This is a genomic window from Buttiauxella agrestis (assembly GCF_900446255.1).
In the GTDB taxonomy this organism is placed as follows: Bacteria; Pseudomonadota; Gammaproteobacteria; order Enterobacterales; family Enterobacteriaceae; genus Buttiauxella; species Buttiauxella agrestis.
The window spans coordinates 1,864,639-1,891,297 of record NZ_UIGI01000001.1 but is presented as its reverse complement, the minus strand read 5'-3'; the positions used below and the strand labels follow the sequence as shown (position 1 = coordinate 1,891,297).

28 protein-coding genes are annotated in these 26,659 nt (G+C 48.6%); 1 reads left to right on the top strand and 27 read right to left on the bottom strand.

The annotated features are described in order from the left end of the window. Position 1: 1 nt before the first annotated feature. The 9 genes from DY231_RS09080 to murQ all read right to left on the bottom strand — a co-directional run bounded on the left by DY231_RS09080 (position 2) and on the right by murQ (position 11,396). Positions 2-1,375 carry a capsular biosynthesis protein gene (locus DY231_RS09080; protein WP_115628076.1) on the bottom strand — a complete coding sequence of 458 codons (1,374 nt, stop codon included), beginning with the start codon at positions 1,373-1,375 and terminating at the stop codon, positions 2-4. Then, positions 1,372-2,583: a lipopolysaccharide biosynthesis protein gene (locus DY231_RS09075; protein WP_115628075.1), complete on the bottom strand. Its 1,212-nt coding sequence runs from the start codon at positions 2,581-2,583 to the stop codon at positions 1,372-1,374. The genes DY231_RS09080 and DY231_RS09075 overlap by 4 nt, the downstream gene beginning before the upstream one ends. Beyond that, the gene (locus DY231_RS09070; RefSeq protein WP_115628074.1) at positions 2,580-4,718 is read right to left on the bottom strand and encodes a GumC family protein; all 2,139 of its coding nucleotides are present in this window, start codon (positions 4,716-4,718) and stop codon (positions 2,580-2,582) included. The genes DY231_RS09075 and DY231_RS09070 overlap by 4 nt, the downstream gene beginning before the upstream one ends. Before the next feature lie 2 nt (positions 4,719-4,720). Further along, entirely contained in the window at positions 4,721-5,278 is a 558-nt protein-coding gene (locus DY231_RS09065) for a polysaccharide biosynthesis/export family protein (RefSeq protein WP_115628073.1), read from the bottom strand. Position 5,279: 1 nt separating this feature from the next. Further along, positions 5,280-6,566: an outer membrane beta-barrel protein gene (locus DY231_RS09060; RefSeq protein ID WP_115628072.1), complete on the bottom strand. Its 1,287-nt coding sequence runs from the start codon at positions 6,564-6,566 to the stop codon at positions 5,280-5,282. Next, on the bottom strand, positions 6,556-7,971 hold the full coding sequence (locus DY231_RS09055) for an undecaprenyl-phosphate glucose phosphotransferase (protein ID WP_115631810.1): 1,416 nt from the start codon (positions 7,969-7,971) through the stop codon (positions 6,556-6,558). The genes DY231_RS09060 and DY231_RS09055 overlap by 11 nt, the downstream gene beginning before the upstream one ends. A gap of 323 nt (positions 7,972-8,294) precedes the next feature. Continuing rightward, positions 8,295-8,879 (bottom strand): UPF0149 family protein, encoded by a 585-nt coding sequence (locus tag DY231_RS09050; protein ID WP_115628071.1) that lies wholly within the window; start codon positions 8,877-8,879, stop codon positions 8,295-8,297. A 163-nt stretch (positions 8,880-9,042) separates the two neighbouring features. Then, positions 9,043-10,485 (bottom strand): PTS N-acetylmuramic acid transporter subunit IIBC, encoded by a 1,443-nt coding sequence (gene murP, locus DY231_RS09045; RefSeq protein ID WP_115628070.1) that lies wholly within the window; start codon positions 10,483-10,485, stop codon positions 9,043-9,045. Next, positions 10,485-11,396, bottom strand: a complete 912-nt coding sequence (gene murQ / locus DY231_RS09040) for an N-acetylmuramic acid 6-phosphate etherase (RefSeq protein WP_115628069.1) — start codon at positions 11,394-11,396, stop codon at positions 10,485-10,487. The genes murP and murQ overlap by 1 nt, the downstream gene beginning before the upstream one ends. A gap of 687 nt (positions 11,397-12,083) precedes the next feature. On the opposite strand from murQ, the gene DY231_RS09035 reads away from it, so the two are divergent. Further along, positions 12,084-12,674, top strand: a complete 591-nt coding sequence (locus DY231_RS09035; RefSeq protein WP_115628068.1) for a serine acetyltransferase — start codon at positions 12,084-12,086, stop codon at positions 12,672-12,674. A 101-nt stretch (positions 12,675-12,775) separates the two neighbouring features. On the opposite strand, the gene DY231_RS09030 is transcribed toward DY231_RS09035, so the two are convergent. The 18 genes from DY231_RS09030 to DY231_RS08945 all read right to left on the bottom strand — a co-directional run bounded on the left by DY231_RS09030 (position 12,776) and on the right by DY231_RS08945 (position 26,659). Further along, positions 12,776-13,942 (bottom strand): prophage tail fiber N-terminal domain-containing protein, encoded by a 1,167-nt coding sequence (locus DY231_RS09030; protein ID WP_115628067.1) that lies wholly within the window; start codon positions 13,940-13,942, stop codon positions 12,776-12,778. Beyond that, positions 13,942-14,985: a contractile injection system protein, VgrG/Pvc8 family gene (locus DY231_RS09025; RefSeq protein ID WP_115628066.1), complete on the bottom strand. Its 1,044-nt coding sequence runs from the start codon at positions 14,983-14,985 to the stop codon at positions 13,942-13,944. Before DY231_RS09025 ends, DY231_RS09030 begins: the two co-directional genes overlap by 1 nt. A 3-nt stretch (positions 14,986-14,988) precedes the next feature. Continuing rightward, positions 14,989-15,195: a tail protein X gene (locus DY231_RS09020; RefSeq protein ID WP_115628065.1), complete on the bottom strand. Its 207-nt coding sequence runs from the start codon at positions 15,193-15,195 to the stop codon at positions 14,989-14,991. A 288-nt stretch (positions 15,196-15,483) separates the two neighbouring features. Continuing rightward, positions 15,484-17,184 carry a phage tail tape measure protein gene (locus DY231_RS09015; protein ID WP_115628064.1) on the bottom strand — a complete coding sequence of 567 codons (1,701 nt, stop codon included), beginning with the start codon at positions 17,182-17,184 and terminating at the stop codon, positions 15,484-15,486. A gap of 115 nt (positions 17,185-17,299) precedes the next feature. After that, on the bottom strand, positions 17,300-17,587 hold the full coding sequence (locus DY231_RS09010) for a phage tail assembly protein (RefSeq protein WP_115628063.1): 288 nt from the start codon (positions 17,585-17,587) through the stop codon (positions 17,300-17,302). A 72-nt stretch (positions 17,588-17,659) separates the two neighbouring features. Then, positions 17,660-18,172, bottom strand: coding sequence for a phage major tail tube protein (locus tag DY231_RS09005; protein WP_115628062.1), 513 nt, complete (start codon positions 18,170-18,172; stop codon positions 17,660-17,662). A 12-nt stretch (positions 18,173-18,184) separates the two neighbouring features. Next, entirely contained in the window at positions 18,185-19,678 is a 1,494-nt protein-coding gene (locus DY231_RS09000) for a phage tail sheath family protein (RefSeq protein WP_115628061.1), read from the bottom strand. A gap of 42 nt (positions 19,679-19,720) precedes the next feature. Next, positions 19,721-20,158, bottom strand: coding sequence for a tail fiber assembly protein (locus DY231_RS08995; RefSeq protein ID WP_115628060.1), 438 nt, complete (start codon positions 20,156-20,158; stop codon positions 19,721-19,723). A gap of 4 nt (positions 20,159-20,162) precedes the next feature. Next, the gene (locus DY231_RS08990) at positions 20,163-21,500 is read right to left on the bottom strand and encodes a phage tail protein (protein ID WP_115628059.1); all 1,338 of its coding nucleotides are present in this window, start codon (positions 21,498-21,500) and stop codon (positions 20,163-20,165) included. Beyond that, on the bottom strand, positions 21,497-22,033 hold the full coding sequence (locus DY231_RS08985; RefSeq protein WP_115628058.1) for a phage tail protein I: 537 nt from the start codon (positions 22,031-22,033) through the stop codon (positions 21,497-21,499). Before DY231_RS08985 ends, DY231_RS08990 begins: the two co-directional genes overlap by 4 nt. Then, positions 22,030-22,950 carry a baseplate assembly protein gene (locus tag DY231_RS08980; protein WP_115628057.1) on the bottom strand — a complete coding sequence of 307 codons (921 nt, stop codon included), beginning with the start codon at positions 22,948-22,950 and terminating at the stop codon, positions 22,030-22,032. The genes DY231_RS08985 and DY231_RS08980 overlap by 4 nt, the downstream gene beginning before the upstream one ends. Then, positions 22,947-23,273 (bottom strand): GPW/gp25 family protein, encoded by a 327-nt coding sequence (locus DY231_RS08975; RefSeq protein WP_256682653.1) that lies wholly within the window; start codon positions 23,271-23,273, stop codon positions 22,947-22,949. The genes DY231_RS08980 and DY231_RS08975 overlap by 4 nt, the downstream gene beginning before the upstream one ends. Positions 23,274-23,314: 41 nt before the next feature. Beyond that, positions 23,315-23,995, bottom strand: coding sequence for a phage baseplate assembly protein V (locus tag DY231_RS08970; RefSeq protein WP_115628055.1), 681 nt, complete (start codon positions 23,993-23,995; stop codon positions 23,315-23,317). Then, positions 23,985-24,608 carry a phage tail protein gene (locus tag DY231_RS08965; RefSeq protein ID WP_115628054.1) on the bottom strand — a complete coding sequence of 208 codons (624 nt, stop codon included), beginning with the start codon at positions 24,606-24,608 and terminating at the stop codon, positions 23,985-23,987. The genes DY231_RS08970 and DY231_RS08965 overlap by 11 nt, the downstream gene beginning before the upstream one ends. After that, the gene (locus DY231_RS08960) at positions 24,605-25,111 is read right to left on the bottom strand and encodes a phage major tail tube protein (protein WP_115628053.1); all 507 of its coding nucleotides are present in this window, start codon (positions 25,109-25,111) and stop codon (positions 24,605-24,607) included. The genes DY231_RS08965 and DY231_RS08960 overlap by 4 nt, the downstream gene beginning before the upstream one ends. After that, positions 25,111-25,677, bottom strand: a complete 567-nt coding sequence (locus tag DY231_RS08955) for a hypothetical protein (protein ID WP_115628052.1) — start codon at positions 25,675-25,677, stop codon at positions 25,111-25,113. Before DY231_RS08955 ends, DY231_RS08960 begins: the two co-directional genes overlap by 1 nt. Continuing rightward, entirely contained in the window at positions 25,674-26,309 is a 636-nt protein-coding gene (locus tag DY231_RS08950; RefSeq protein ID WP_115628051.1) for a hypothetical protein, read from the bottom strand. The genes DY231_RS08955 and DY231_RS08950 overlap by 4 nt, the downstream gene beginning before the upstream one ends. Beyond that, positions 26,306-26,659 (bottom strand): head-tail joining protein, encoded by a 354-nt coding sequence (locus DY231_RS08945; protein WP_172588665.1) that lies wholly within the window; start codon positions 26,657-26,659, stop codon positions 26,306-26,308. The genes DY231_RS08950 and DY231_RS08945 overlap by 4 nt, the downstream gene beginning before the upstream one ends.

Here is a 26,659-nt window from a genome sequence, read left to right as displayed (position 1 = left end):
ACTATTGCTCTGCATAACGATGAACGGACCGACGAATAACCAGACTTGAGCCTAGTGACAAATAGAAGAGGAATTGTAGCATCGGAATGATCATCAGTATCTGGCTATATGGCAGACTCAGTAAGCAACTGATAGCAAATGCATTAAAGGCAGGTGCAAAACTTAATAACTGGAGATCTTGCGCGTCTAATTGCTCGCGATCCAATAAGGGTTGAGGCCGTGCAATTTTCAAAATATAGATAATTAAACCAATGAATATCAGTGTTCCAATGACACCCACTTCCCAGAGCAGCATACTCAGCGAAGTTGAGTCGAGAATCAAATTGTAGGTTAGATTCAAAAAGCCCGGTGAAACCGTGCTCCCACTGTTGGTCGCATTCAGGCCGTAGCCAAATAAAGTCCCAGATAATCCCCAAAGATCATTATTTTTTAACCAGAAAATCAGTGTCGTAAAGCGCCCGACTTCGCCATTTGACATGATGTAATTGGGGTCAAAAATATAACTTAAAGAATCTAAAAAGATACTGAACGAACTTTGCGTCGGGTCACTGCCAAAAGCAGATGAATAACCCGAAGCTAAAATGACAACCGCCAGGGCAATTAATAACGCCATACCCGCGAATATCAGCAGCAGCGCTTTGATATTCACTTTGTTTACCCCTTTCACATAGCTGGGCATAATCCACACCCATGCCAGCAAAAGCGGTGAAAGCAGGATAACAAACTTCACTTCACCCACAATGCACAGCGCAAAGCCGAGAATGATATGCAGCGCCATTGATTTAAATGTGGTCAGCCCATGCTTAAATTCGGAAACCTTTAACAACATAATGAGCAGGCAGAACAATCCCATGGCTGCGGTGTTCCCTCCTCCCATTGGATCGCCGCCAAACGTTCCAACAACGGAGTCCCATTTCTCATCTTCACCGCGCATGGCGACTCGTTGTGGAACCACGAACAATAACTGATAAATAACAATCGGAAATTGCGCGTAAAATACCCAATACAATGTTTTGGTCACGCGATAAATTTGTGATTCCCGGCAGAAACCCAGCAATAAACACAGCATCACCAGCGAAATCGCAATTTCATTTTTAAAACCGACGATGGCAACCGTTAAGCCTCCTTGCAATACCGTCGAAACACCCGCCATCGCAAGGAAGATGAAATACAGCGCCAGAACAACAATCTCTTGTTTATCAAGCTGCAATGCTTCGTAACGCGTCTGCATCACCAGCAACCCAAGCATCAGCAAAGTCAGGAAGAATGGCAGCCACAGCACCGCAAGCACACCGGTGAAATATTGCACCAGTCCACAAAACACCAACGCGACAAACGTATAAGTCTGTAAGTAATGCCCAGTATTTAGATTCATAAAACAGCCGGCCTGTCTTTCAACAAATTAGCGCGTTTATTAACCTTCAGATAAATAAACGCATAGCGCACGAAAGTTAAAATGGAGAACAAGATAATCGATGTCGCATAGTCATTATAAAAATAAGGGACAACAATAAAGGCCATCAACACGATAGCCAGCTGTTCAAACTGGATACGTAAGAAGTAGCGGTGGGAGCCAAAAATCAGTTCGATAACCGTGAGCGGACAAACGGCCAGCGCCGGGAATAAGTAAGGCAACATATAGCGTGAAGTTGGAATGGAGTTTATCCAGTCTTCACTAAAACCAAGGTGCATAACGATGGGGTAGAAAATAAATACCCCCAGCGTGCAGACGATGCCTAACACCAATAGCAGCAGGCGTACTTTTTTATACTCATGGAAATTAAACGTGTTGTGTCTGAAATCAATCGACCATTTCGAGAAGATGGCGTTACGCACCGCATTCCCGACGATGACGACGGGTGCCAGGCAGAAGCGGCTGACTATAGAAAAATAGCCCGCAGTCAGTGCCGAGAACCAGAAGTTAATTAACATGATCGGCAGGTTGCTGTTCGCCATCGCCAGCACTTCTGCACTTCCCACTTTAGTAATGTGATGGACGTGTTTATTAAAAAATTCCAGATTATTTTTCGGACTCAAATGCTGCAATGTGACCGTGCGGATATCAAATGCACGAAGGATGCAGCCAATGGTCAGAAGCATCATTGAACCCGCCCACGCCCAATAAAATGCCTGAATGCTTGAAGTGAGCAACACAGAAAGCACAACGACAACCGAGACAGAAATACGTTGAAAGACCAGAAAACTGAAATTAGCCGTACGTAGCGATAAGTTTTCCGAAATCAAAACCCACGTATTTGAAAGCGTAAGGAGATACAGGAAAAAGATATTTTGATCAAATAACCATGCCGTGAATAAGGCGTAAGGCACCGCGATACTCACGCTTTGTAATAAGCAAAACACCACATTTTGCGCTAAATCTTCGTCATGCTGTTTGGGAATCAATAGCTGTGATGCAAAGGTACAAACCTGAGCACCAATCAACGCAATACTATAATTGAGCGCGTAAAGCCCCACTTCCGCCAGATGATACTTATGCGAAATCAACCAAATAGACAGTGCACCAATCAACTGCGAAATGACTGATGAACCGGCTATAGTGGATGCGCTCCTGAGTAAACTCATAACTGACCTGTACCGTGCATCAGTTCATTCGTCTGGAGGTTAAGTGAGCGTAATCCCTCTTTCGTTTCCAGATTTTTATCAATCACCTGATTGATAACAGCACCAATAATAACCGACTGGTTTGATTCGATTTTATCCAGCGTCTGACTAATATTTTCCGCAGGCGCCGTCCCGGCTTTGAGTACGAAAATCAGGCCATCCGTTACGCGGCTAATCAGTTGGACATCCTGGCTTTGGTTCAGCGCAGCGACATCAATGATAATGCGTTGATAGCGGCTTCTTAATTCACGCATTAAATGCTCAAGATTTTCTGATGACAGCATCAGCAACGATGAGACTTTGGCATTGCCACGCGCCAGGAAATCGAGATTCTCATTCACCTTAACGCTCAGATTTTCAAGCGTCGCTTCACCCCGAAGCAGCTCGGCAACGCCGGGTGCCGCCGGTTTAGCCAGCTCACTCGACAGCCCATCTTTGTTGAAAAAATCTAAGTCAATCAGCAGTGTTTTTTGATCAAAGCTAAAGGAGTTAGCCAGCAAATTCGCCAGCAGTGTGCGCCCTTCGCCGTGCTCTGACGACGTAATCGCTATGGTTTGAAGCTGCCGATTATCCAGCATAATGCGCGTGCGAATGCTGTGAATGATGTCGGCGTTCAATGGGTTATTGGCAATAACGTCACGGATTTGCGCCCGACTCCCGACACCAGGATAACGGCGAATCTCGCCTAACGGTTCGAGTTTCAAACGTTTTCGCATTTGGCTGAGGTTATTGATGGTGCTGTCCATCGCGGTTTTCACAATGATGTACATGATGAAGAACGCCAGCGCCAGCATCACGATCATGATCAGTAGCAGAGACTTATTCGGCTTGGCTGGGCGATCGGCAGGTACCGCCGGGTCATATAAAACCGCATCGGCATCGGCGTAGCTGCCGGATAAAGACTGTTCCTGGGTGCGCTGATAAAGCGTTTTGTACATGTCTTCGGTTTTATCGAGCGCCAGTTTCAGGCCATTATAGCCATCGCGCTTCGATGCAATTTTCTGGAAGATTTCTTTTTGCTGCTCCAATTGCTGCTGATAGCTATTTTCGTCCGTCAACGCGGCCTGATACTGCTGACGTAAGCCCGATTCCAGTTCACCCAGGACGATAGAGGTTTGATCCTGAATTGCCTGAACCTGAGCCTGCGCTTCCAGAATTTTAGCGTGTTTCGGGCCATACGATTTTCGTAGTTCGTAAAGCGAACGTTTCGCCTGAATGAGCGCGATACGCAAGTCCTGAATCTGCGCGTGACTAGAAATGGCGGGCAGTGAAATCACATCTTCCAATGATTTCCCGGCGTTATGGCGCACTTCGTTATACAGCGAAGCCGCCGCAATACGACGCTGAGTGGCATCGGCTAAACGATTGGTGACGATGCCCAATTGTTCTGTTTCAAAACCATCGACGCCACGAAATGTCAGCAGACCTTCTTTTTTCAGATAGTCATTAATCGCCAGTTTTTGTTCGGTTATCTGCTTTTGCAACTCATCCATTCGCTGCTGATTACTCTCACGAGCTTTCAGCGTATTCGTCCGTTTTTGTTCAACGGTGTAGTCAATAAACGCCTGTGCCACTCCGTTTGCGATTTCCGCTGCAAGCTGTGGCGAGGCCGATTCGTAAGAAATAGTCGCCAGATGTGTGGTGCGAACCGGGTTAAACGTCAGGTTTTTGAGCATCGTCTTCAATGCACGATCGACGCGCTGCTGTTGATTATCAGGGGTGTTTGCCTGTTTGCTCCCTGCCTTGACGCCGTTGAAATCGGGATTCTCATCCAGTTTCAAATTCTTGACTGCCTGCTCCAACACAATTCTCGACTGCATTAATGCATACTGTGTTTCGTAGTAGCCGTTGCGTGTCGAGTCATAGCCATCAACCTGCGGGAATGGCGAAATATTATCGGGCTGCGCCTTCACCAGCACCGTTGCCGTTGAGACATATTTCGACGTCATCATGCTGATAAGCGGATAAGCGATTGCCCCCGCAATCACACCCGCGAGCAGGATTTTCCAACTGTTCTTTTTCAATTCTTTGGCAAATCTTGAGAAGTCGATAGCGCTTTCCCGGTTCTTGCCATTTTCCACTATTGATAGTTTCATAGTTAGAAGAACCCCATGCCAATGATCACGACGTCGCCTGGGTGAACGGAATGTCTTACGTCCACGTTTTCAAGCAATTGATTAGTGCCAGATAAACGGATGTTGATATCTTTGCGATCGGCCCGGTCAGTGAAACCGCCCGCCAGTGCGATGGTTTTCTCAACGGTCAAACCCGGTTCGTAAGCGTACCCATTAGGGTTTGCCACCTCACCTGAGATATAAAATTTACGGAATTCGGTGATGCTCACCGACACCATTGGGTTTTGCAGATAATCACCGCGCAAACGATTTGTTAGCTCTTCACTAACCTGTTCAGGCGTTTTTCCCTTCAGAACTAACTCACCAATATAAGGGAAAGTAATCGTTCCACTTTTATCGATTAAAAATTTCATTGTCATATCGGGTTCGCCGTAAACGCTAATATTCACAGCATCACCCGCATCAAGTTGGTACCCTTTTGAGCCAGCATCCGGGCTATCCATTAATGGTGGCGTCGAGGTGCTACATCCGGCCAAAAGTGTACTGAGTAATAAAAATGCCCACAGTTTAATTATTTTCATTTTAAATCTGCACCTTAGCTGTAAACATTATCAGCGAGTTGTCATAACCCAACGTTCTCAGGACTTCCCGGTTGTCGTCAGGACCGATGTAAAACGAATCGGTATCTTTATTTGAGCGCAATGTATCTATCTGATATTTAAGTTCAAAATTAATTGAAGGCCTGAAGTCATAACTCATGGTGACGGTGAATACACCATCTTTATCGTTCCTGTCCTTGTCCTGTTTTTTATAGTCTTCCGTGGTGTACGAGTAATCTAACAAGGCAGAGAAGCGATCATCTAACCAATAATGCTGGTAAGAAATACCGTACTGAGAAACCAGAATATAACCCCCCACTTCCGAAGGGTCTTTAATACGCTGCGAGGTATGTGCCGTAAAAATAGACTGTTTGAGTGGTTTCCACTCAGCCTGAATATCCCAGTTTAGTCCATTAAAATCTTGCGAGTTGGGATTGTTTTCAAATGTTTTATACAGCCATGCAAGATTCATATCGATGTTGGTTTTACCCGTCAGCTGCGATTTCACGCCATAACGCAAATAATATTCGTTACTGTCTTTTTCTGACGCATTATCGTAATGCCGCTGGTTGGTAATAAAGCTATAACGGAAGCGTGTTTGTGATGTGTATTGATCGAAAATTTCTGCAATCAGGCTATTTTCGTGCCATTCCTGCTCGCGAATATAATTGTAAAAATCCTCATCAGTATTTTGCGTATCCTGAGTATTTCCAAATCGCAATTTCTTATACAGCAGCGCGAATTCTGCTTTTCCACGCCCCTCTGGAGCCCCGTAACTGTAACGTAATTCACTATTAAGCAAGTTAGTGCTTAGGGGGGAATTAACACCAAACTGTTGAAATTGCTCAGGTACAAAACCTTCAGTCACTCCGCGCCCACGTTCTTCATGGCCTAAAGAGTCCTCAATGTTAAACATCAGGCCATGCATTTGCCCATATCGCCAGGCACCATTAAAACGGAAAAAATGGTCAGCGTAATTATCAGCAGAGTCACTGTTATAACTGCGATAATCACCCGAGTACATTAATAGATATTTATCCTGGTAGCGCTCGCCGATCATGCTCAACATCGGCGTTACGCTCACAAAACCTGAGCTAATCGCGTCGTTATCATAGGGCTGATAAGTCACATTGCTTTCATGACCGTAATTCACCCCAACATTGCTTTGAAAATCAATACCCGCAATGCCGATATGCGATTTCGGTGTTAAGTCCGCTATGGCCGGTTGTGATAAAACCATTCCGGCAGCAACAATATATTTAATATGCATTTTTGCCGACAAATCCTTTAAAAATAGTTTTAATTATGATTTTTATATCCAACCATAATGACCAGTTTTGAATATATTCGATATCGTATTCGACACGTTTTTCCATTTTATATAATGCGTCGATTTCGCCTCTGTAGCCGTTAATTTGCGCTAAACCTGTGATCCCCGGCTTAACTTTATGGCGAATCATGTAGTTCTCTACTTGCTTACGATATTGCTCATTATGTGTCACCGCGTGGGGACGCGGACCGACAATCGACATACTGCCTTGTATTACATTGAAAAATTGCGGGAGTTCATCAAGCGATGTGCGGCGTAGAAACGCACCAAACGGCGTAACGCGTGGGTCATCTTTTGTTGCCTGAATGACCGTGTCCGAATTTTCCATCACGCGCATGGTTCGAAACTTCCAGACCTTAATTTTTTGCCCGCTAAGACCATACCGGTCTTGTTTGAAAAATACCGGGCCGCGCGATGTGAGTTTGATGCCGATGCCTATCACCAGCAACAACGAAGAGATCATGACCAGGATAATGCTCCCAAGCACTAAATCTTCGGCTCGTTTGATAAAGGAACCCACCCCCTCAAACGGCGAGCTGAAAATGCTGATCGTTTGCAAGTTATCTATCGAGCGCAGCTGCGACATATGCGTACTGTAGGAGTTGAAGTCCGGCACAATGTAGGTATCAACCGTGGTGTCTGACATCACGGCCAGAAAGTGGCGTATGCGTTCCAGCGCAACCATCGGTAAGGCGATATAGATTTCATCTACCCTCCCCGCCTGTGCGTCTTCAACCAGGCCGCTAACCGAGCCTTTGAATGGACTTTTTATTTGGGCAAACAGATCGCTAAACCGTGACGCATCTCGTTCGTCGTAAAAAGCCAAATCCAGCTGCATATTGGAATATTCTTTCAGTAATGCTGTTTCCGCAGCCAGACCATTCGCCGTTACCCCAACGATGGCCACGCGAATATTTTTCCTGATGGAATACTTAAAAACAAAAAGTCGGATCAAATAGAGCGGAATCAGTGAGATGAGATACCAAAGCAATACAGCGGGTATAAATGGGTTTTCGAGCGCACTCAAATATCCCAGAGAGGGCAACCCATCGGTCAAGATGCGGATAATTTCAACAAAGCAGATAGAGAGAAATGTGCACAAAAACAAGCGAAGTTGGCTGCGCAATCTCATATTTTTGAGATTACGAATGTAAAGCTCAGTGTACTCCCCGAATAACAAAAAAGAGGTAGCAAAAAGTAAGCTGTACATTATCACACTGCTCATAGGCGCTATCGCTAATAACCATGCGCTGATTATTAAAACCGTGGTAATAGCGACAAAGTCTGCCAGCTTGATAAATACCGGGTACCCTCCATGGGTAATTTTCAGTGAATTGCTCAGCATCATTAGACTCATTATTCATTGAATTATCGTTATTGATACATTCCTTTCTCACCTGATTATATCATATTTGTAAAGTTCCCGCGGCTTCGGTGTGAGGAATTGTAAAAGGCAATGTTACTAACATGAGGTGATTTTCAACCGGTGTGGCTTTCGGGTCTATGCGATGTGGGTGTTTGTTTTGCAAGGGATAGCGAGAGCAACATTTAGCCCTGCTTTTTTAATTTATGTCGCGAGAGAACGAGGGTTCAGACGGTAGGCTGGCAAATCAGGCAGCACACTCAATCGCTGCCTGATTGTTCAGAACAAATATATTGCTGTTGTGATTAATGTAGCGTTTTGGACTCAGCATCACGCTGTTCTTGCCAGTAATGATAAAGCTGTAATGCCGCAGGCCCAATTTCTGCCTGACTGGCTTCATATTCTTCTTCGGTCATTTTTTCCAGCGTGGTAATGCTCTCTTCATTGCCGTGAAGTGCAATGACATCGAGCATTTTTTGTTGTGCTGCTGGCAACGCTGTACGCTCAACTAGCGTTAATCCGCGCATATAACCAAAACACCACTCTTCAACGATGGTGTAGTCTTTGCCGTCCATTTCGCGATAACCGAAAAGGGGTTCAAACTGGTCTGGAGCATCCCGTAAACGCTCTGCAATATCATTCATATGTTGCAGTGCGAGTGAGTTAAAACGATTCATTTCTTCTTCAGACTCCCAGTTCGGGAGTTGATCCTCACCGCCCCACAAAGCTAATTGCCAATCAGCCGCCGGAAGCACGGTTGGAGCAGAAAGTATCGCGGTGAGCATACCGTCCAGTTCAGAGACATCCAGCACAGAATCATCGTTGCCGTATTGGGTCAGCGTGTCATCCAGCCATTCCAGTTCTTCTTCGTTTAGAGGCCCGTGATTCATAATATTTACTCCTGAGATTGTTCGATTTTCTGGCCGGGTTAGCGGAATGGGTGAATGATGTCAGGAAAGAGGATTTTCAGGCAATATAAATCCGGTTTCCTCCGGTAATAAAAGTGGGCAAACGGCAATATGAGTTGAAGGGGGAAGCCGCCTGCCCATGATCTTAAGCTAGATCAACATCTTTATGGCCAAAGAACCAGGTCAGAATAAAACCGCTGGCGTACGAGATGACTATCCCGACGGCATACACGCCCATACCGGCATAAATTCCCTCATGCGAGGTCATCAATGGCAGTGAGACCAGTCCTGATGGGCCAAACACGGTATTTAAACCGACTGGCAGACCCAACCATGCCACCAGACCAATGAAGAAACCACCGCAAGCGCCACCGAGACAGGCGGTCACAAAAGGCTTCACACGAGGTAGCGTAACCGCATAAATCAAGGGTTCCCCTACCCCCAAAAGACCCGGAATAATGGCACCTTTGACCTGAATACGCGTGGCAGAATCTTTCGCCGAGCGGAAGTAAAGAGCGAGTGCCGCACCGACTTGCCCGCCACCGGCCATGGCCAGAATAGGGAACAAAGAGTTGAAGCCCTGAACATCCATTAACGCGAAATAGACCGGGATAAATCCCTGATGAACGCCAAACACCACGGCAATCAAGAACAAACCAGCCAGAATAGCGCAACCGAACGGATTACCGTTCAGGTGTAAAAATAACCATGACATCCCTTTAAACAGTTCGCCACCAAACGGCATGATCACGGTAAATGTCAGCGCGCCGGTGATGAGCAGCGTCAACAACGAAGTGAGGATCATATCGAGGTTATCAGGAATAATTTTGCGCACCTGGCGTTCAATCCACGCGCCCAAAATGGCGGCAATCAACACGCCAATAATATTCCCGCGCGGGTCGATGCCCATACCAAAGAAATTATCGATGCCGGAAAAGTACCCGACTGTCGCGTCCGGGGAATAGCCTAACAGGAATAAAGAAGCAATTATCGCCCCGTTAACCCCAGAGCCACCAAAGGCTTTCTGTGCGTTGTAACCAATCAATATAGGTAAGAAGGTGAATAACCCTTTACCGAATATTTTCATATAACCGACGATATGAACGATTGTCGCATTCTTTTCAGCCGCACCTGCCAGCAAGCTTTGTTCGATTAATGTGGCGAACCCCAGCAACATACCCGCCGCAATAAACCCCGGAATGAGAGGCGTGAAGATGGTGGCAAACTTAGCGAGAAACTGATGCACCACGCTGGTTTGTTTCGCCTTCATTTTTTGTTTGTTGTCACTGGTTACCGAACGCAGATCCGCGGGTTCTGGAGAGTCATTAGCCTGCGAATTAATCATCAGGTTCATCATTTCTGCGGCGGTCTGCGCTTTCCCTGGACCCAGAATAATTTGCAGCTGGTCGTCGGTATTAATCACGCCCAAAACTCCCGGGAGCGCTTTCAATTTGTCATGTTCAATTAACTGGTCGTTGTTCAGCGTCAAGCGCAAACGCGTCATACAGTTTCCGCAGTTCTGAACATTTTTTTTATTGCCGACCAGTTGCAAAATTGAGGCAATCATCTGTTCCGTGATTTTGGCCATTATTCACTCGTCCTGTTGGCTAATGCTTTGCGAATAAATCCGTTGCTCTCATTGAGAAGTTGATTTGCTTCAGTCGCGCTGAGATTTCCCAGGACCATGACAATCGCTGTTTTGCAGTGCCCGTTGCAGCTGCGTAGCGCATCGGAAGCGGTTGGTTGGTCGCAATCCGTCGCCTGCATCACGATATTAATCTGGCGCTGCACCAGCTTCTGGTTTGTGGCCTCGACATCAACCATCAGGTTTCCGTAAACTTTTCCGCTGCGGATCATCGCGCCAGTAGTTAGCATATTGAGCACCAGTTTTTGAGCTGTGCCTGCTTTCATACGAGACGATCCTGTCACCACTTCAGCCCCGACTACTGGCGTAATGGCGATATCCGCTATTTGTGTGATTTCGCTTCCAGCGTTGCAGGTCAATGCCACAGTTGTTGCACCAATACTTTTGGCATAGTTCAGCGCCGCGACCACATATGGCGTGCGACCACTTGCCGCAATGCCCACCAGCACGTCAGAGGCATTGAACTGAATGTTTTTAAGGTCATCTTCGCCCATCACCAGGTTATCTTCCGCATTTTCAACGGCCTGCAAAATAGCCTGATGTCCACCGGCTATCAGCGCGACAACCTGCTCTCGTGGAGTACCATAAGTCGGAGGACATTCACTGGCATCAAGGATACCCAGGCGACCAGACGTACCCGCGCCACTATAAATTAAGCGCCCCCCTTTCGTGAATGCATCCACAATGGCGTCAACGGCTTGAGTAATGGCCGGAATGGTCTTTTCGACAGCCAGAGCGACTTTTTGATCTTCTTTATTGATGACTCTCAACATCTCCTCGGTCGAAAGCATGTCGATGTTTTCACTATCAGTGTTGCGGCCTTCGGTTGTCAGGGCAGATAAATCAATTTTCATCAGTGTCTCGCAGTGGATTGTTAACATGGCTTGCTGTGGCGTAAAGGTTAAATGAAGAGAACCTCACAGATGAAGGAATAATTAATTATTACAAATAATTTTAAAAGGAATAATTTATTCTTTGATGATGGAATGTGACGGCAATCATATTCTTGAGGATCAGCAGAGCAGGAGGTAGCCAGAACGGATGAAGAAAACTTTATGGAGTCGGTTTGAGGAGAAATGACAGAAAGGCGAATTTCAGACAATAAAAAACCACCCGAAGGTGGTTTTCACGACACTGCTTTATCATTGATTTTATAGCTTTTATTCCCATGGTGCCCGGGGCGGGACTTGAACCCGCACAGCGCGAACGCCGAGGGATTTTAAAATCCTCCTGAGAACAAATAAAATCAGTCGTTTAACTAACTTAATCCTAACATGTTTGCTTCACTTAAGTACTGATATTGCTAGTTTCGCTGGAATCATCTTAGGAACATAGCAAGCTACATTAAAAAATTTTTATGCGTTAAACGCACAAGGTACGTGGCACTCAGCACTGAGATGCATTAGCGTCAAGACTGGCACGTTATTCTTTACGTGCTTTTGGAGTCACTGCAACAAGCTTAAACATGTCGTATATCAATACTCTAACAATCTTCAACTATAAAATACGGCGCAAAATTGTTAAGTTTTCCAGAGGATTACATGCTTTATCTACATTCATTGCTGTTTGTTATTTTCGGAAAAAACGAAAAACTTTGGTACTACTGGCAAATGGAAATAATAAGACGACCTTATTTTTCCGTCGTTCGACTTTTGCGTGAGAAGAAATTACGCCATAGAAATTTTCTTTTCTGGTGGAGGCTTGCAAATGAGATGTACATAAATGGTAATAAACCACAAAGAAAAGCAGCCGAAAAACTAAACAATAAACTTATAGAAAGATTTGGTTGCGAGATTGGTCTTGGTGCCCATATAGGTAAAGGACTCATGATCCCGCACCACTCAGGAATTGTGATTCATAGCCTCGTAGATATCGGAGAAAACTTCGTTATTAGACAGAATACTGTTATAGGGCAAATAGATACCGATAGTAAAGCTTTACGCATATCGATTGGTAATAATGTAGATATTGGTGCAAACACTTGTATTATAGGATTATCCGTTAAAATTGGTGACAATGTTAAAATTGGGGCCATGTCATTTATAAAATCCAACATCCCATCAAACTGCACATATATTACAGACAAAACTTCCAGAATAATTATCAAAGAAAATATCTCAGACGATATTTAATTTAAATATCTGATGCAGAGCCTTCGAACTACAACTCTGCATCAGAAAACATAAACCCCATTTATTTCCCAAACACTCTGCGGGTGTTACTCATGACTATTCTATGCCGCAGGCGCAGAATAAGCAGCCACTTCCCCGTACAGCCCATTCACTGCATTCTGATAAATGATCGGGCCGTATGTTGTTACATCATGCTGGCTGGCTGTGAACGGATGTCTTTTCCCATTGAAAACTATCTCGCAGTCAATCATCACTTTATCGGGTGCTGAGAATTGGCAGTTTTCAATCTCAATAACCGCGGCCTCTTTCAGTGAAAGAAGCGCTAGTGAAATCACATCACAACGCTGAAACGGCATCACCGCCTTACCTCCAGACTGTCCTTGGCTGGCTGCATATCCCAGGCATCGCCACGTTCCACCGGCAGGGTTTACATTAGCCTGGAGCATGTAAAAAGCTGGGTCACTGACGGCACTATACGCAATTTCACTAGCTGCGACTTCATCACCAGGACGAAAATAAACCGATGAAGCGCCCGTTTGTACAACAAAAAAACCAATAAAACCGGGCGCCTCGAAATCAGGAATGACGTCCCCTTCCTGCCCCTGCGGAATACCGAGATTTAACGATTGTTCTGGAGAGTCGCCAATAATTTCAGCCGTTGCAGCGCTGCCGGCTGGCAGAGTGGTTATCGTCCCTATATTCAGAATATTTGCGGGTCCCGGCTCTCCATCTTCCCCTTTCTCGACATATAGTTCCCACGGCGCACCGGACGGCGGTGTCCCCTGAGTACCTACTAATGCCTTATATTGGCTTCCATCCCAGAAGACGACGTCGTTTTTCTCGTAAGCCGTTGCAGCATCATATGGCCCGAGAAATCTCAGCGCGTAGCTTGCCGCTTTTTCTGCCGATTCTTCTGCGGCTTTTGCTGCTGCCAACGTTGCCAGTAATATTGCCTGCATCTCTGCCAGGACAACCGGCGTCACATCATCAGGGTTAAACGCTGCCAGGTATTGATTTAGGGATGCATCCGGGCTGTCTGCGTAAACCTGAATAACTCCAAGATAGTCGGGGGCTCCTTTGATTTTGGCAGTTACTGCGTATACACCCGGTAGTACAACCATCGAATAGCTACCGTCTGCAGCTGTAACTGCTGCGGCGTTCGTCCCGGTGAAAGTTACTGATGTTGTCGTTCTTGCCGTCAGTTGAAGAACCACATTAGCCAGCGGCTGACTAAAGGGGTCATTAAAAATTCCTGATATCGTCGCCATCACTCGAGCTCCAGCTTAAATGTAAAACCCTGCTCAGCGAGGGTCATGTCGAGCTTACTGATATGCCATTGCTGGTCCTCTACTGAGCCGAACCCAGATGTTTCTATCAGGCATTGCGCCGTTAACCCCATTAATTCAGGCGCAGCAGGTAGGCTTATACTCATCCCTTTGAGCTTCTTTTTGTTTTTGGTCGTCGTACTACCTGCAACTTCCTGCGCTGAGGCCAGAGATGGCATAGGAAACTCGTTATGTGTAACCGGCTCTCCACTCCCTACCGTAATGGTCTTTATCTTCCCACCGTCGGTAACATCAACATAAGAAATAACATTGGTCCCACTGTTGGCGCTCGATGCGTCAGGATGATCGCTATTGTTGTGATAGCTTGCTGTCGAAACCATATCCGGCGTGATGACCAGCTTCTGCAGTTCGTTTCCGTTGACTGTTGTCGTCCCTTCCCGGGGCGTCAAAATCCAGTAGCCGTGGGAGACTTTACTCACTGCACTATATCGGTCCGCCAGCCTTGTCAGCAGGTTCATGTCGGATTCACCTAGCTGATCAACATGGGGGATCTGAATGCTGGCCAGACTCGCAGGAACTCGCGGCGTGAGAGCGTGTTCGGTTGCGACTTTGTTTACCAGGTCTCCGAGAGTTACGCCGGAGAACGAACGCGTTTTTTGCGACTGCAGCGTACTATGGCCCCTCTCGTTACTCTTCGAAAATGCCCGAGCGGTAACTTCAATAATTCGCGGCGACGAGGTTGAAAACCCGGACGTCGTAGAGTCGACTATATACGTCCCCTTGTCTGTCAGTTCCAGCCCAAACCCCAGCCCGATTGATATTTTCACGCCCTTCGCTGGCAGTTTCATATCCGGAGAGACAACGGCAAACGAAATCTGATCGCTCTTCTTCTCACTGCCGCCATAGTCGGTAAGTGTGAGATTTATGAGGTTAGCTCTTACAATTTCCGTTATATCTTCCCCTTCAACCGTGAGGGAAAAATTCGGTTGCCACGGCATTGAGCCAGATTTGATATATTGAGTCATGAATCATTCCCACAATGAATATTCTTGTTTTTTCTCATCCGGTTTGATGACTGGAAGGTCAATTTCAGTTCCTGCTGAAAAGACTTCGCTCGTCGTGAGGTCATAGTTCGCTGGCTCGTAAAGAGCCTGTTCAACGGCGTTATTCACGAAACCATATTTTTTGAAACAAATAACGTCGAGTTTCTCTCCGTTTTTGGTTGTATATTGCATAAACCCTCTATTATCTAAGGAGTTAAAATAACTATGTTTTATTTCATATCTGATTATTTAATTTTTATTTGGCTATGGGTTGGTGGGTCGCTTGCTGTGGCTAGCGTAGCCTATCAAACGGGAAGGTTATGGTTAGGATGGTTTGTTTGTTCTATTTTATTCACCCCACTTCTTTCCTCTATATTAATGTGCTCTGTTCCGCACACTTCAAAGAATCGCTCATATGGGATGAACTTATTAGAAGAATCTATAAAGAATGAGAAAAATAAACTTTAATTAAACTCTCTATTAATTGGGAACATCAAAAGTCGGTGAAAATGACGGTGTATTACCAATCAAAGTTTTAAACTGGTCATGCAGTGACTGAGCCTGCTCTTCAGGTGTTCCCGGCTCCATCGTGATATTGAAATAAAACTGATTATTACTTGTCTGACTGACCTTGTTTGCTGGAGACCCCGCTCCAGGTAGTTCAGGAATCGAGCCTCCAAAAGTACTATCATCAAAACCAACATAGTCAGGAACATTTGCAATACTGTGAGCATCTTTCCATGCCTGCTCAGCCTCATCCGCACGTTGATTGGCAAGACGACTGCTATCCCAATATCCCAGCCCCTGGCTATCTGCTTCCTGCGCAGCCAGTTCCACACCTCTACGTCTGGCCTGATCTACATTTTCCATTTCAGCAGGACTTCTACTCTCTGGGAGGAGCCATTTCAACTTAGCCGCTACAGCTAAAACTTCATCTGCTACCGTTTCCACGCCATTACCGAACTTAACCACACTATCCCAGAGCCGCTGCGGCCCTGTTTTATTGCTTCCGTCTGGCTTGAGCCAGTCAGTAACCGCATCAGTGATTTTCGGTTGCATCCCTTTTAACCAGTCAGCCAGTTGTAACGCTGCATCATCTACAGTCGGAGCCAGTTGGCCGGTTATTTTCCCGATAGTATCTTCCATACCTGAAACAGCAACGCCCCAGAGATTACCGACAGCCGTGTTCGCTTTCATTGCACCGTCTGCGCCTTCCTGCGTCAGCAGGTTATAGCGCTGTGCGTTGGCCATCGCCTGCTCGAACGACTTCCCGGTCGAGTGTATATAGGTGAGAAACTTATTCGCCTCGCCGCCCATAAGCTGATCTGCGAGCGATGCCGCTGCGCCGGTGTCTTTCATCCGGGACAGCCTGGACATCACTTCGTTAAACGCGTCCTCCCGGCTTTTGCCGTTAAGAAAACTTTTAGATAGCCCTATCTGCCTTAACATAGGATTCAGGGTTTTTTCGTTCCCCTGTTCTTTGAGCTTATTCACAAACTCTTCAGCCAGGTCGCCCCCGTTCTCCGCGTTCAGACCTGCCTGCCTGGCGATTATCCCCATGCCCTGAAACTGTTTGATACTCATCCCATATGATTTAGCCAGACCCGCGCTTTCTGCCGTCTCAGAATTAAGCGCAATAGGGCTGGCAATTGCAGCCGCCGCCCCACCCAAAAGACCTGCTCCGGCCCATCGGGTCGCGGTCATCATACTGCGACCAATGCCCCCGGCCCCTTTGCCTAAGCCATGCCCGATAGATGACATACCAGAACGGAAGCGAGCGCCACGCTCTGCCCGCTTCTGCTCTTTGGCCTGCTCTTTGCTGAGTTGCTCCATTTCATCAGTGGCGCGCTTGATGGCCACACCAACTTTTTTATAGTCCTCAACGAGCGCAGCTGTCCCACCCTTGCCGCTTTTGGTGCTTTCCCTAATCTCTTTTTCGAGTGCCTCCTGCTTTTTCAGCAAGGCGGACGTCGCCTGCTCCATCGTTTTCATCTTGCTGGCTGTACTGGCAGAACCAGACTGCAGGTCACGCATCCACTTTGTCTGGATGCCCATCGTTTTCAGGGATACGCTGCCGATATCTTCGATGCCACCCGTCAGCCGGTTAAGCGTTTTACCGACGGAACCATCGACAGTCGCCCCAAAATTAACCGAGGCGTTAAACTGCTGCGTTTTAGCCATCAGGCCTTACTCCTTTTCAGCGCCATTTCGCGATAACGCTTATAGACGCTGAGCGGTAATTCCAGTTGCTCACTCAGCGTAACGTGACAATATTTCGTTATGTAAGGCTGGTCGTTCAGGAACTCTGACTCTCGCGTTCTTCGGGCGGGAGCAAAAAACGATTCACCGCATCCGTTAACTGTTCGTAGTCATACGCCGGAAGGTTGTGAATATCACTGGCATTCAGACCACATAACGTTGCAATCATTGTCGATTCTTTCACCAGTGGACCGCCCGCCGTTTTTTCGTAAGTGAGCTTATCGACGACACGTGGTTCACGCAGGGTAAGTTCGGTGACTTCTTCGCCGTTGAGTTTGAATGGACGAGACAGAGTGATAACAATCGTATTTGCCGGGTAATTCATGGGTGATAATCCTTGTATAGAAAAATAGCGCCTACGCGGCGCTATGAAGTGTTTTTAGAACGAAGTGGCGAATTACATCAGCAAGGCGTCTTTCTCGTCCTGCATGACATTGGTGCCGTTAACAGAACGGATCATGTTTTGAGGGTCAATCTCGTAAATCTCTGCCCCATCGACCGTCAGTTTGTAATAGCTCAGGTTCATCGTTACCGAAAGCCCGACGCCCTCTTTGCTGTCGGTGCCACTCTCATCGGGCGTAATTGTGCCGATCAACCCTTCGAGCTCGTCGACAAACGTATGCAGCCCCCCGTTATTATCGCGGTACGTTCGGCGCGCCTGCACTCGGGTAGTTCTGCCAGGCATAAAGCCAAACAGCCCGAGAACATCGATATCAGCATCGGTTTTAAATTCACAGGACATCGGCTCCAGACCGTTATCGACCGGTATGGCCATATCCATCCAGGTCGTTTTTTTGTTGCCGATGGTCGCTGTGATGGCTGGCGCAGTGAAAGCATTCAGGCCCGCGATCCGGACGCTGTCCTGCGTCCATAACGCGGATTTACTGTATACGTAGGTTAAATCAGACATGTTGTCTCCCTATCAGGCTGCAGCGCTAAGCCCCAACGCCTGGACGGTGTAAGTGTTATCGATGGAATACGTGATAATGATTTCTTCCGCCGGCGATTTCGGACCGAATGCGACGTTCAGATAAACTTTGCCTGCAGCCAGTGTTTCCGCAGTATTTAAATCAGGATCAAGCCAGCAGCGACCGCCGTTGATAACACCCGCTTTTGTCTGCTGGCGCATATAGCTATTCACCGAACCGACTAGTGATGTCGAAAAGGCTTTATCGATTGGGCGGTCGACATAATTTTTCGTGACCATAACCTGAATAGAGTCTTCAATCGCGTCGGCAGTGCGGCGAACAGCTTCAAAGCGCCACTGCGGGTCACTGGAGCAGAGCCTGTTTCCCCAGTGTCGATAAGAGTCCAGCATGATGATCGTGCTGACGTTGGCCTGATTGAGCTGGTTAGCGACGCACGTCTCATCGCCAGTGACGAACGAATCGACCTGCTCCAGCCCGGAGAAGCCATAAACCTCTTTATTCGATTTTGACCACCAGTAGCCGAAGGCATTATCGATGCGCATGCGGTGTCCAGCTGCGGCGGCTGAGTATGGGCGGGCGTTAATCTTGCCGGTGACGTCATCTGTCACCATGATACGCGGTCGGAGAATTTCGACCCGCGCCCCGTACATCTGCGCACGTCGCGCAGCGTCTTCGCCAGTGGCCATGCTCGGCATATCAAGATAAGTGATTGCCCGGAGCTGGTTAGCTGTACTTTCCAGCGCTTTACCGACGCCGTCATCAGTGCTCCATTCCGGCGCGATAAGAATACGCGGTTGATAATTCAACGTGCCCTGCGCGAGCGCCATCGCCTCGATACCCTGGATGATATTGGCGCGCTGCTGCTCTTCGTCGTCGTTCTCATCAACACGGATAACAATAACCAGTGCGCCGATCTGCGCGAGAATATCAACCATATCAGCGTAAAGCGTCCCGCTATAACCAAGCTGCTTCGCCTTGCTTCGGCTCCCGGAAATAATGGCCGGGGTATAAAGCGGAAATGGCTCATCAGCACCACTGGCCAGCTTCGTCGCACCGAACGGGTCGACAACACCCGCGCCGGTGATACCGGAATATAACGCAGCAGTTATTCCAGAAGTAGCGACCGCTGCCACTGCTGCCACCACATCAGAGGCTGTTGCTGTGACTGTTCCTGCATCATCAATTCCGAGCGTGATTGTTAGCCGTTCGTCAGCGTAAGCTGCAGACGACGGGATCGCGACCGGCGTTTCAGTATCAAGTATTGCTGACACCGCCAGTACCTGCAGCTGGTTCCCGCCTGCGCCAACCTCAGCCGCAGTAAAGACCAGCGCATTATCGAGAATCGTACTGCCGACTGTCACTGTCGCCGCCGTACCTGTCAGCGCATCAGGTGCCGTTCCGACAAGACCGATGACGCTCATATTTACCGTCGTGATAGCCTTCGTCTGATTGTCCGTTTCTTGTGTGCGGACGCCATGAAGATCCATAAGTTACTCCCATAAAAAAGCCCGCTCATTTGGCGGGCTGTATCAGCTGATAAAATTCGGTAAGGGTGGCCATTCAATTTCAGGCGGTTTTGTTGTATCAATCCGACTCAATAAAACACGATATTTTTTCCATTCAGCAAGAGCCTTTAATTCCGATTCTGTCGCTATGATTAAATCTGCGGCGTCCTGAAGCGGCGCAATCATGTTATTGGCTGATTTCATGAGTGTGGATTTTTTTGACTCTGCCATAAAAGCAGCTTCTTCCGGCGTTGGGACCGGGGCGTCTACCCATGAGGGCATCCCGTCTTCTCCGGCCTCGCGGATTTTTCCGGGGGGTGAGACTTTGGCGGCATATTCGATATAAATTTCATCGGCAACTTCTTTTCCGTCGGTTGGCCATGTTCCGCTTAACTTGTAGGCGCGACTTAATTTCACAGGGTAAAACGCATTCTGTGACGGAGAGTAAATGTATTTAGACATGCTTTTAATATCCTGTTGCTACCCAAAATAAGCTGAATGGCTGGTTTGCAGTCAATGTCGCCGCGGTGTTTGAATATGCTGAGCAACCTGTCTCCATCGTTCCCGCCACACCATTTGTAAATGCAGTGACTTGAATGCCTACGCACACTGAAGGAAATGCAATGGGAAAATTTATGGGCTGGCTTGCGGAGACGGATGTTGTCATCCCCCATTGTGTTATGACACCTGTCGATGAATCTTTAAACCATCCATTGGTAGCATTCCCCGACGCGTTTTTAAGTTGATATTTCCCGTCTGATTCTTCTTTGGTATATGAACCCACCGCACTTGCAGAAATGGTGATGTCCACTGTGCCATCAAATGGCACGCCGTTTATATTTCGGGCAGTTGCCAGTTTTGTTGCGGCTGCTGCTGTGCCGTCAACAGGCAGCGCACCAGTATCGGCGGCTGTGGGCTTGTTACCTGTGGTGTAAAAACTGTGCCAAACATTCCATGTATCGTTATCCCCATTCTTAGCCCGGAATTTTATCAATCCCGGTGTTGAATAGCTGGCGGCTAACTGTGTGTTATAAGTTCCGTCTAGCCCTCCAAAATCCAACACTGACGCTTCAAAATCAGGTGAATTGGTTGCAGATGAATAAACAAAACTTACTGAGTTTGCAGGAAGGTTGTTTGCGTCAGTCGTATCACCTCCCGCATCCCCTGAAGCACGAAATGACCGCACAGCAATAGCGCTACCATTAACCAAGACTCGCCCTGGCGTTACATCGTCCTTTGATGTTTGCGCGTCAAGAGTTGCTGCTGAACCCAAATCAATATTATCCCGCGCCGCCTGCTGAGCTGCTGCACCTGCTGCCGCTATTTCTGACAGGTTATTGCCGATTTGCAGATAAATCGTGTCGGCCTGTTCCCGCGTCAGATAATCGTCGCCGTCGAACTGGAGCGTCACGACTGACGTATCACTGACCTGCAGGTAATAATCCGTGTCCATTTTCACTGCGTACCCACTGGACGGTAGCGGCTTCTCCTGTGCCGGGAAATTACAGATGCTGAACAATGTTCCGTCATCGGTGTACAACCCGAATCCCTGGATGGTGTACCCCCCGGAGTCCTTCGGGATAACCAGCTGCGCTTTAATCGTATTTCCGGTCGCTGAAAGGATACTGATATCACCCCGGTAAACTTCATTAACCAGGGTCGTTTGTGCCGGGTCTGGCGTAATGGCAGCACCATTTCCGTCATCGACCCCGAACTGAGACAGAGCAACCGGCGCACCTCCCGCTGTCGCTGCAGCCATCAGTGCTTGTCCGGCATCCGTCAAAATCACATAAAAATCGCTCATTCACTCGTCCCTATTTCTGCCTTTAGCGTAGCCACAACCGCGCCGCCCACGTAGCAGACGCCGGCAATGTCGTTTGGCCCGATATCGATGGAGGAAAGCCAGCTCCGACAGTTTTTTGTATCAATGATCTGACTGTAAATTTTGTCGAGGGTGTCTTTCGTTATGCTGTTGCCGATGACTTCGACACGGAAGGTGTAAGGGTCAGCCTGCGGAGTTTCGCTGAACCATTCGATAACATTGATGCTGTAACCCACTGACGCGAGAGATTGTTTAACCGCTCCCAGTGTCCCGCGTGTTTTGTTCACTGCAGCGGCATTTTTGATGTTGCTGCGCTTCTGCTCTTCGGTCCACTGGTTGTCCCACCACGTGACGCCGAACTCCCATGCCAGCCAGGGCAGAATGTCGGGCGGGCATGTATCCGGGTTTTTCACGTCACGGACATCGAAAAGTACGTCGCCGACATGGCTATGCACCATCTCCTGCGCGAGCTCATCCTGAGTGGCATTAGGTGGGAGTAGGCTCTGAAACGTCATGGAGCCTCCTTGATACCTGGCAGATCCGTTCCGAGATTTATTCCGGTGCAATAACTCGCCTCACCCTTCCCGACCGCTATCGTTGCTGTTGGGTCGCTCAGCACGACGTCCGTCACACCCGGCTGCTTCAGCGCGCGGTAAACACCGGCTAATGACATGGGAACGCCGATGCGATGAACGCTGTCCGCATAACGCTGCATCGCTTCCTGTGCTGCCTGAGTAACCGTCGTAGCATCCGGCCCTGCACCAATAACAAGCGTCGCTGTAACGGTGTACTCTTTGAGCGTTGCCGGTTTGACCAGGACGTAATCCGTCAACGGTCGGGTAAAATCACCGCTTAATACCCCGTTTACTGTATCGAGCAGCGCCTGTGAGGGAACACCACTGCCGTCGCTGCTCAGGATGTAAACCTCAACGTGACCAGGTAAAACAGAACTATCATCATTCGGCCCGTAGGCTTTTGCATCGAGGACCGTTCCATCAGCTGACAGTGAAAAATACTCGTAGGCCTGCGTCGAACCGGCGGTATTGCGTGCATACCAGCTGAGGCGAATACGCAGACGAAAAGCATCGTCGCCTTCCATCACAGCCGGCGTCGGCGGGATTGTTGTATCATCCTCTGGCATAATGGTCAGACGGTAGACATCAAAGTTCGCGGCCAACTGGTCGAGGTCAGCACCTTTGGCATACGCCAGCATGACAGCCCAGACCCCGGAGTTCGTCCGGCCAACGCTCACCATCTCGCGATAACACGTAATTTCCAGCAATTTTATCGCCGGGTCACTTTCCAGCAAAGCGTTAAACGTCGGATCTAATCCCTGTAGTTCTGCCAGCCGCTGCGCCTTCAGGTCTTTAAATGCCGGCATTTCAATTACAGCAGGTGGCGGAAGCTGGCTCAGGTCGATAACTTCACTCATATCTCTATATCCTCAAGCAGCATTCCCTGCCCGGATTCAATATCCGTCGCCGCAATAGTGACCGATATTTTCCCCGCGCTCACCTCCACCGCATTGATTGAATCAACACGAATACGCGGTTCCCATCTGGCCAGCGCGACGGCGGTTGCCATAATGACCCGGATTTCGGTTGAACGGTCGGAGGTGTAATCAACAAGATTCGGGAGATTGCTCCCGTATTCCGGCAGCATCCGGCGTGAAAGCAGCGGCGTACTGAGGATATCGGTCACTGATTGCCGAATATGGTCTGTGCTGTAGAGCGGTTTTCCGCTCGTTCTGCTCATTCCCTGCATACTTCCCCCAATAAAAAACCAGCCGGAGCGGGTCAGTTCATTTTCTGGTTTGGTGGGCTTGTCGTGCCTCCACCGTCGCCATTTTCTGGATGGTCGTGGTCGTCGAACGTTTCGCGGATTTGCTGCACCGAGCCAGACGCGCCGCCTTTGTCCTTGATATCACCACCCGCGATAATGTCGCCGTCGACGTCCGACTTTCCATCGACCTTAGAATTACCATCGACCTTCGAATCACCAGTGACTGTAAAGTTGCCGTCGACCGTCGTATCGCCCTGCAGCAGTATGCCACCCGCGGCTACGACCGTTACTTTTCCGCCATCGGGGAGCGTTACTGTCGCCTGATGTGCGCTGCTGTCATACATCACCGTTGCGCCATCACTATATTTAGTAACGTGTTGGTTTGGATTGTCTGACGGCGGCGTCTGGTCGTCAGTCAGCAGGCCGGAGAAAACTATCCCGCCGGTCGGTTCCCCGCCGACGCTCAGCACCAGCGCAGGCGCGCCCACGGCAGGCATACTCCAGTCCTGTCGCTCACTGTCTGCATGCGCGAACCAGAGCAGCCAGTCTGTTTTATGCTCTTCCCCGCTTAATGGGTCGGTGCCGAACGAAACACGGCAGCGCGGCGGCTTTGCCTGCACGCTGTGAATGGTTCCGCGCCTCAGCATCTGAGAGACACGGCGGGATAAGTCCGCAAGGGTATAGTCAGCCGACACCGTGTTCCTCCAGGAAGTCGTTCATCTTTTTCAGGGCGTCCTGCATCTTGCTCTCTTTGCTCGTAAAGCCGAGCGAGGCAAACTCAGGAACGGCATCACTTTCGTTAAGGCGAGGGCCATAAAACTGCATGGACAGACTGATTGTCTGGTGTTTGGCGTGACTGTTCGGTTTAAACTCATCAATCGTCTGATCCAGACCCGTGAGGACCCAAAATCCCATCACTTTTCCCGCGCCGGTAACGAGCATGCAGGGCGCTTTCAAATCGCCCTGCAGCCGCAGATGCTCTACAGGGTCGACAGCCACATCCTGCAGCAATCCGTAGCGCTGCAGTCCGCGAGTCAGCAAAGAGGAGTTAACGAGCTCAGAATAGAGCTCACAATCGAATTTAATGGTCGGCGATTTTTTGCCGGTGTACTGGAGCGTCTCTCGCTTGCCAAACCGCCCCTGCGCCACCCAGTTCCAGGAGTCCTGAACCGTCAGTTTGCTGTAAGCCAGCGTGCTCAGCTGGAAAATGAAATCGCCCCACATCATGAGCGGTGGGAGCTGATCGAGATAATTTTCCGTCTGCTCGCGAATATTCGCGCCTATCAGCGCCAGCGGATCAATATTCATAGGATGAGGCTCATAAAGTTGGCAGGTATCCCCAGGACATTTATCCCGCAGACCTTGCGCAGACCGAGGATCGGGTTAATTTCCAGCAGGGGAATAATCCCGTTTGCCGAGATTTTGTAGTAGTTGACCGATAGCGTCATCGTATGGCCAACATCGATTTTATTGTCGTTTCCATGCTCGTCGGCGTGGATGGTATCGATAAATCCTTCGATTTCTTCTTCCAGATAATCGACACCTTCAATCCCACGATAGGCACGTCGAACGGTCAGACGTGCGGTCACGCCAGGGATAATGCCAAGAAACAGAAACGATGCAGCGGTCGGCCCCTGAACCTTATAGGAAGCCGTCATCGCCTTCGTCCCCCGGTCAATGGGGATGGGTGCATTCATTCCGCCAGCTTTGAACCAGGCCCGCTCGATAGATATTTCTGGTGGGGAATACGTCACTGAATCGGCAATTTCGAAGCTGTTCATAAACAGCCGGCAACCACGATAAACAGCCATTAACTCTCCTCCGATTTTGCAACGAGGATATAGTCGTCGGCGTGTTCTGGTCCCACATCAGGGAAGATCCCCAGCCAGAACTCTTTCAGCACAGGTGCGTCAGGCTCCTCAAACGGGTCGGCACCCACAGGCAACCTCTGGGTGAAAGTGACACCCCAGATGGCATGCTCCGGCGCCGATTCACCTTTTTCCCACACCATGGGTTCAGCAGATACCAGAGCAGCAGGCGCGCTCCCGTTACCGAACTGACGACCATGGATCCAGTCGGACATCTTTAGAGCTGCGTTGCGGACCTGTGTTTCAGTTACGCCACGCTCTTCCTCATCCTGTCCACCCGCTGACACAAAACTACGAAGAATATAAAGATTGCAGGTAAGCTCGAGCGTGACATTGCCCCCTATCTCACTGCCAGAACGCTCCCAGCCGGACACATCAAAGAAGACTGCCGGAGTGGGAAAACCGTCTGGCAATTCCGGATAAATGCCTGTCGTTTTGGCCCAGGGAATTTTTTTGAGCTCTGCAAATACAGCATCCTGATACTCATCCAGCCAGAAAATGCCATTCATGCCCGTTTTCCTTTACTATTCAGATGAACATTCCCCGCCACGCGCCCATTAATATCTTTGGTAAAATAGTCCAGCAACATCTCGCCGGCTTGCGGAAAAATATCCCCGCCTATAGCACCAACCATCGGGTCGTAAACTGGCTCCCGCGCCTCTGTCAAAAATCCATTTGCCTGGCGAATATAAATCGACCTCTTGCCCTTCACGGTGGCGACAAACGAGTTGGGGAAAGAAGATGGTGAAAGTGATGAGGACTTAGGGATAAACGTCGCCCCACGCGCACCCTTTGATTTTACAAAACGACCTTTTTCGTCACGACGGCGTTTAACTTTACGAGGATTACGCATTGAACCCTTCAGGGTACTTACGGGCATGTCGTTCAGGCCAAACCAGATTTTGCCACCACCCGGCTTATCCCGTGACACCTTTGAAACAAAAGCCCGCACGCGACGTTGCGTTATCTGCTTTCCTTTTGCGCCCACGGTGTTGATCATCAGCGCGGTGGATGCTTTATATAACCGGGCCGTAGTTTGTTTCAGCGCCTTATGGTAAGCAGCAATAAACTGTGACTCTGTTGCCCCAACCGCTGCCTGCACCGCGCGCAGCTGAGCAATATCGATAGTGAATCCACTCACAGGCGACTCCCGGGTCTATCAAAAGAGGATTTTTGATACTTTGAAAGGAATACGCGCGTGATCCCGGTACCGTCCGGTTGTGGCTCTTTCGCATACCAGAGGCTGCCCGATATCAACAAAGCATCGTTTTTTTTCAGACCGATGATGTCTCTGTCATGCGCGGTGAAAGAGGGATCGCTACCCATAATTTTCCCGCCGTCCGGTATGTCCGTTCGGGCGAAATCATTATCAAAAATCGCCTCTATCTGCACTTCCCGTGGCTCACCCGGCCAGAGGGTTACTCCACCCTCAATATTGAAGGTGGAGATCAGGACATCATCCGCCGAAGCCATCAGCGAATTAAAATCCAT

Coding starts and splice junctions, on each gene's coding strand:
- DY231_RS09010 (WP_115628063.1), bottom strand. CDS start 17,587: ATGAATTACCCGGCAAATACGATTGTTATCACTCTGTCTCGTCCATTC.
- DY231_RS09065 (WP_115628073.1), bottom strand. CDS start 5,278: ATGAAAATAATTAAACTGTGGGCATTTTTATTACTCAGTACACTTTTG.
- DY231_RS09050 (WP_115628071.1), bottom strand. CDS start 8,879: ATGAATCACGGGCCTCTAAACGAAGAAGAACTGGAATGGCTGGATGAC.
- DY231_RS09005 (WP_115628062.1), bottom strand. CDS start 18,172: ATGTCTGATTTAACCTACGTATACAGTAAATCCGCGTTATGGACGCAG.
- DY231_RS09080 (WP_115628076.1), bottom strand. CDS start 1,375: ATGAATCTAAATACTGGGCATTACTTACAGACTTATACGTTTGTCGCG.
- DY231_RS09075 (WP_115628075.1), bottom strand. CDS start 2,583: ATGAGTTTACTCAGGAGCGCATCCACTATAGCCGGTTCATCAGTCATT.
- DY231_RS08975 (WP_256682653.1), bottom strand. CDS start 23,273: ATGAGCAGAACGAGCGGAAAACCGCTCTACAGCACAGACCATATTCGG.
- DY231_RS09025 (WP_115628066.1), bottom strand. CDS start 14,985: ATGACTCAATATATCAAATCTGGCTCAATGCCGTGGCAACCGAATTTT.
- murP (WP_115628070.1), bottom strand. CDS start 10,485: ATGGCCAAAATCACGGAACAGATGATTGCCTCAATTTTGCAACTGGTC.
- DY231_RS08985 (WP_115628058.1), bottom strand. CDS start 22,033: ATGACGTTTCAGAGCCTACTCCCACCTAATGCCACTCAGGATGAGCTC.
- DY231_RS09000 (WP_115628061.1), bottom strand. CDS start 19,678: ATGGATCTTCATGGCGTCCGCACACAAGAAACGGACAATCAGACGAAG.
- DY231_RS09060 (WP_115628072.1), bottom strand. CDS start 6,566: ATGCATATTAAATATATTGTTGCTGCCGGAATGGTTTTATCACAACCG.
- DY231_RS09070 (WP_115628074.1), bottom strand. CDS start 4,718: ATGAAACTATCAATAGTGGAAAATGGCAAGAACCGGGAAAGCGCTATC.
- DY231_RS08955 (WP_115628052.1), bottom strand. CDS start 25,677: ATGAATGGCATTTTCTGGCTGGATGAGTATCAGGATGCTGTATTTGCA.
- DY231_RS08990 (WP_115628059.1), bottom strand. CDS start 21,500: ATGAGCGATTTTTATGTGATTTTGACGGATGCCGGACAAGCACTGATG.
- murQ (WP_115628069.1), bottom strand. CDS start 11,396: ATGAAAATTGATTTATCTGCCCTGACAACCGAAGGCCGCAACACTGAT.
- DY231_RS09020 (WP_115628065.1), bottom strand. CDS start 15,195: ATGCAATATACAACCAAAAACGGAGAGAAACTCGACGTTATTTGTTTC.
- DY231_RS08980 (WP_115628057.1), bottom strand. CDS start 22,950: ATGAGTGAAGTTATCGACCTGAGCCAGCTTCCGCCACCTGCTGTAATT.
- DY231_RS09030 (WP_115628067.1), bottom strand. CDS start 13,942: ATGGCGACGATATCAGGAATTTTTAATGACCCCTTTAGTCAGCCGCTG.
- DY231_RS09035 (WP_115628068.1), top strand. CDS start 12,084: ATGCTTTATCTACATTCATTGCTGTTTGTTATTTTCGGAAAAAACGAA.
- DY231_RS08965 (WP_115628054.1), bottom strand. CDS start 24,608: ATGAATATTGATCCGCTGGCGCTGATAGGCGCGAATATTCGCGAGCAG.
- DY231_RS08960 (WP_115628053.1), bottom strand. CDS start 25,111: ATGGCTGTTTATCGTGGTTGCCGGCTGTTTATGAACAGCTTCGAAATT.
- DY231_RS08945 (WP_172588665.1), bottom strand. CDS start 26,659: ATGGATTTTAATTCGCTGATGGCTTCGGCGGATGATGTCCTGATCTCC.
- DY231_RS09015 (WP_115628064.1), bottom strand. CDS start 17,184: ATGGCTAAAACGCAGCAGTTTAACGCCTCGGTTAATTTTGGGGCGACT.
- DY231_RS09055 (WP_115631810.1), bottom strand. CDS start 7,971: ATGCTGAGCAATTCACTGAAAATTACCCATGGAGGGTACCCGGTATTT.
- DY231_RS08995 (WP_115628060.1), bottom strand. CDS start 20,158: ATGTCTAAATACATTTACTCTCCGTCACAGAATGCGTTTTACCCTGTG.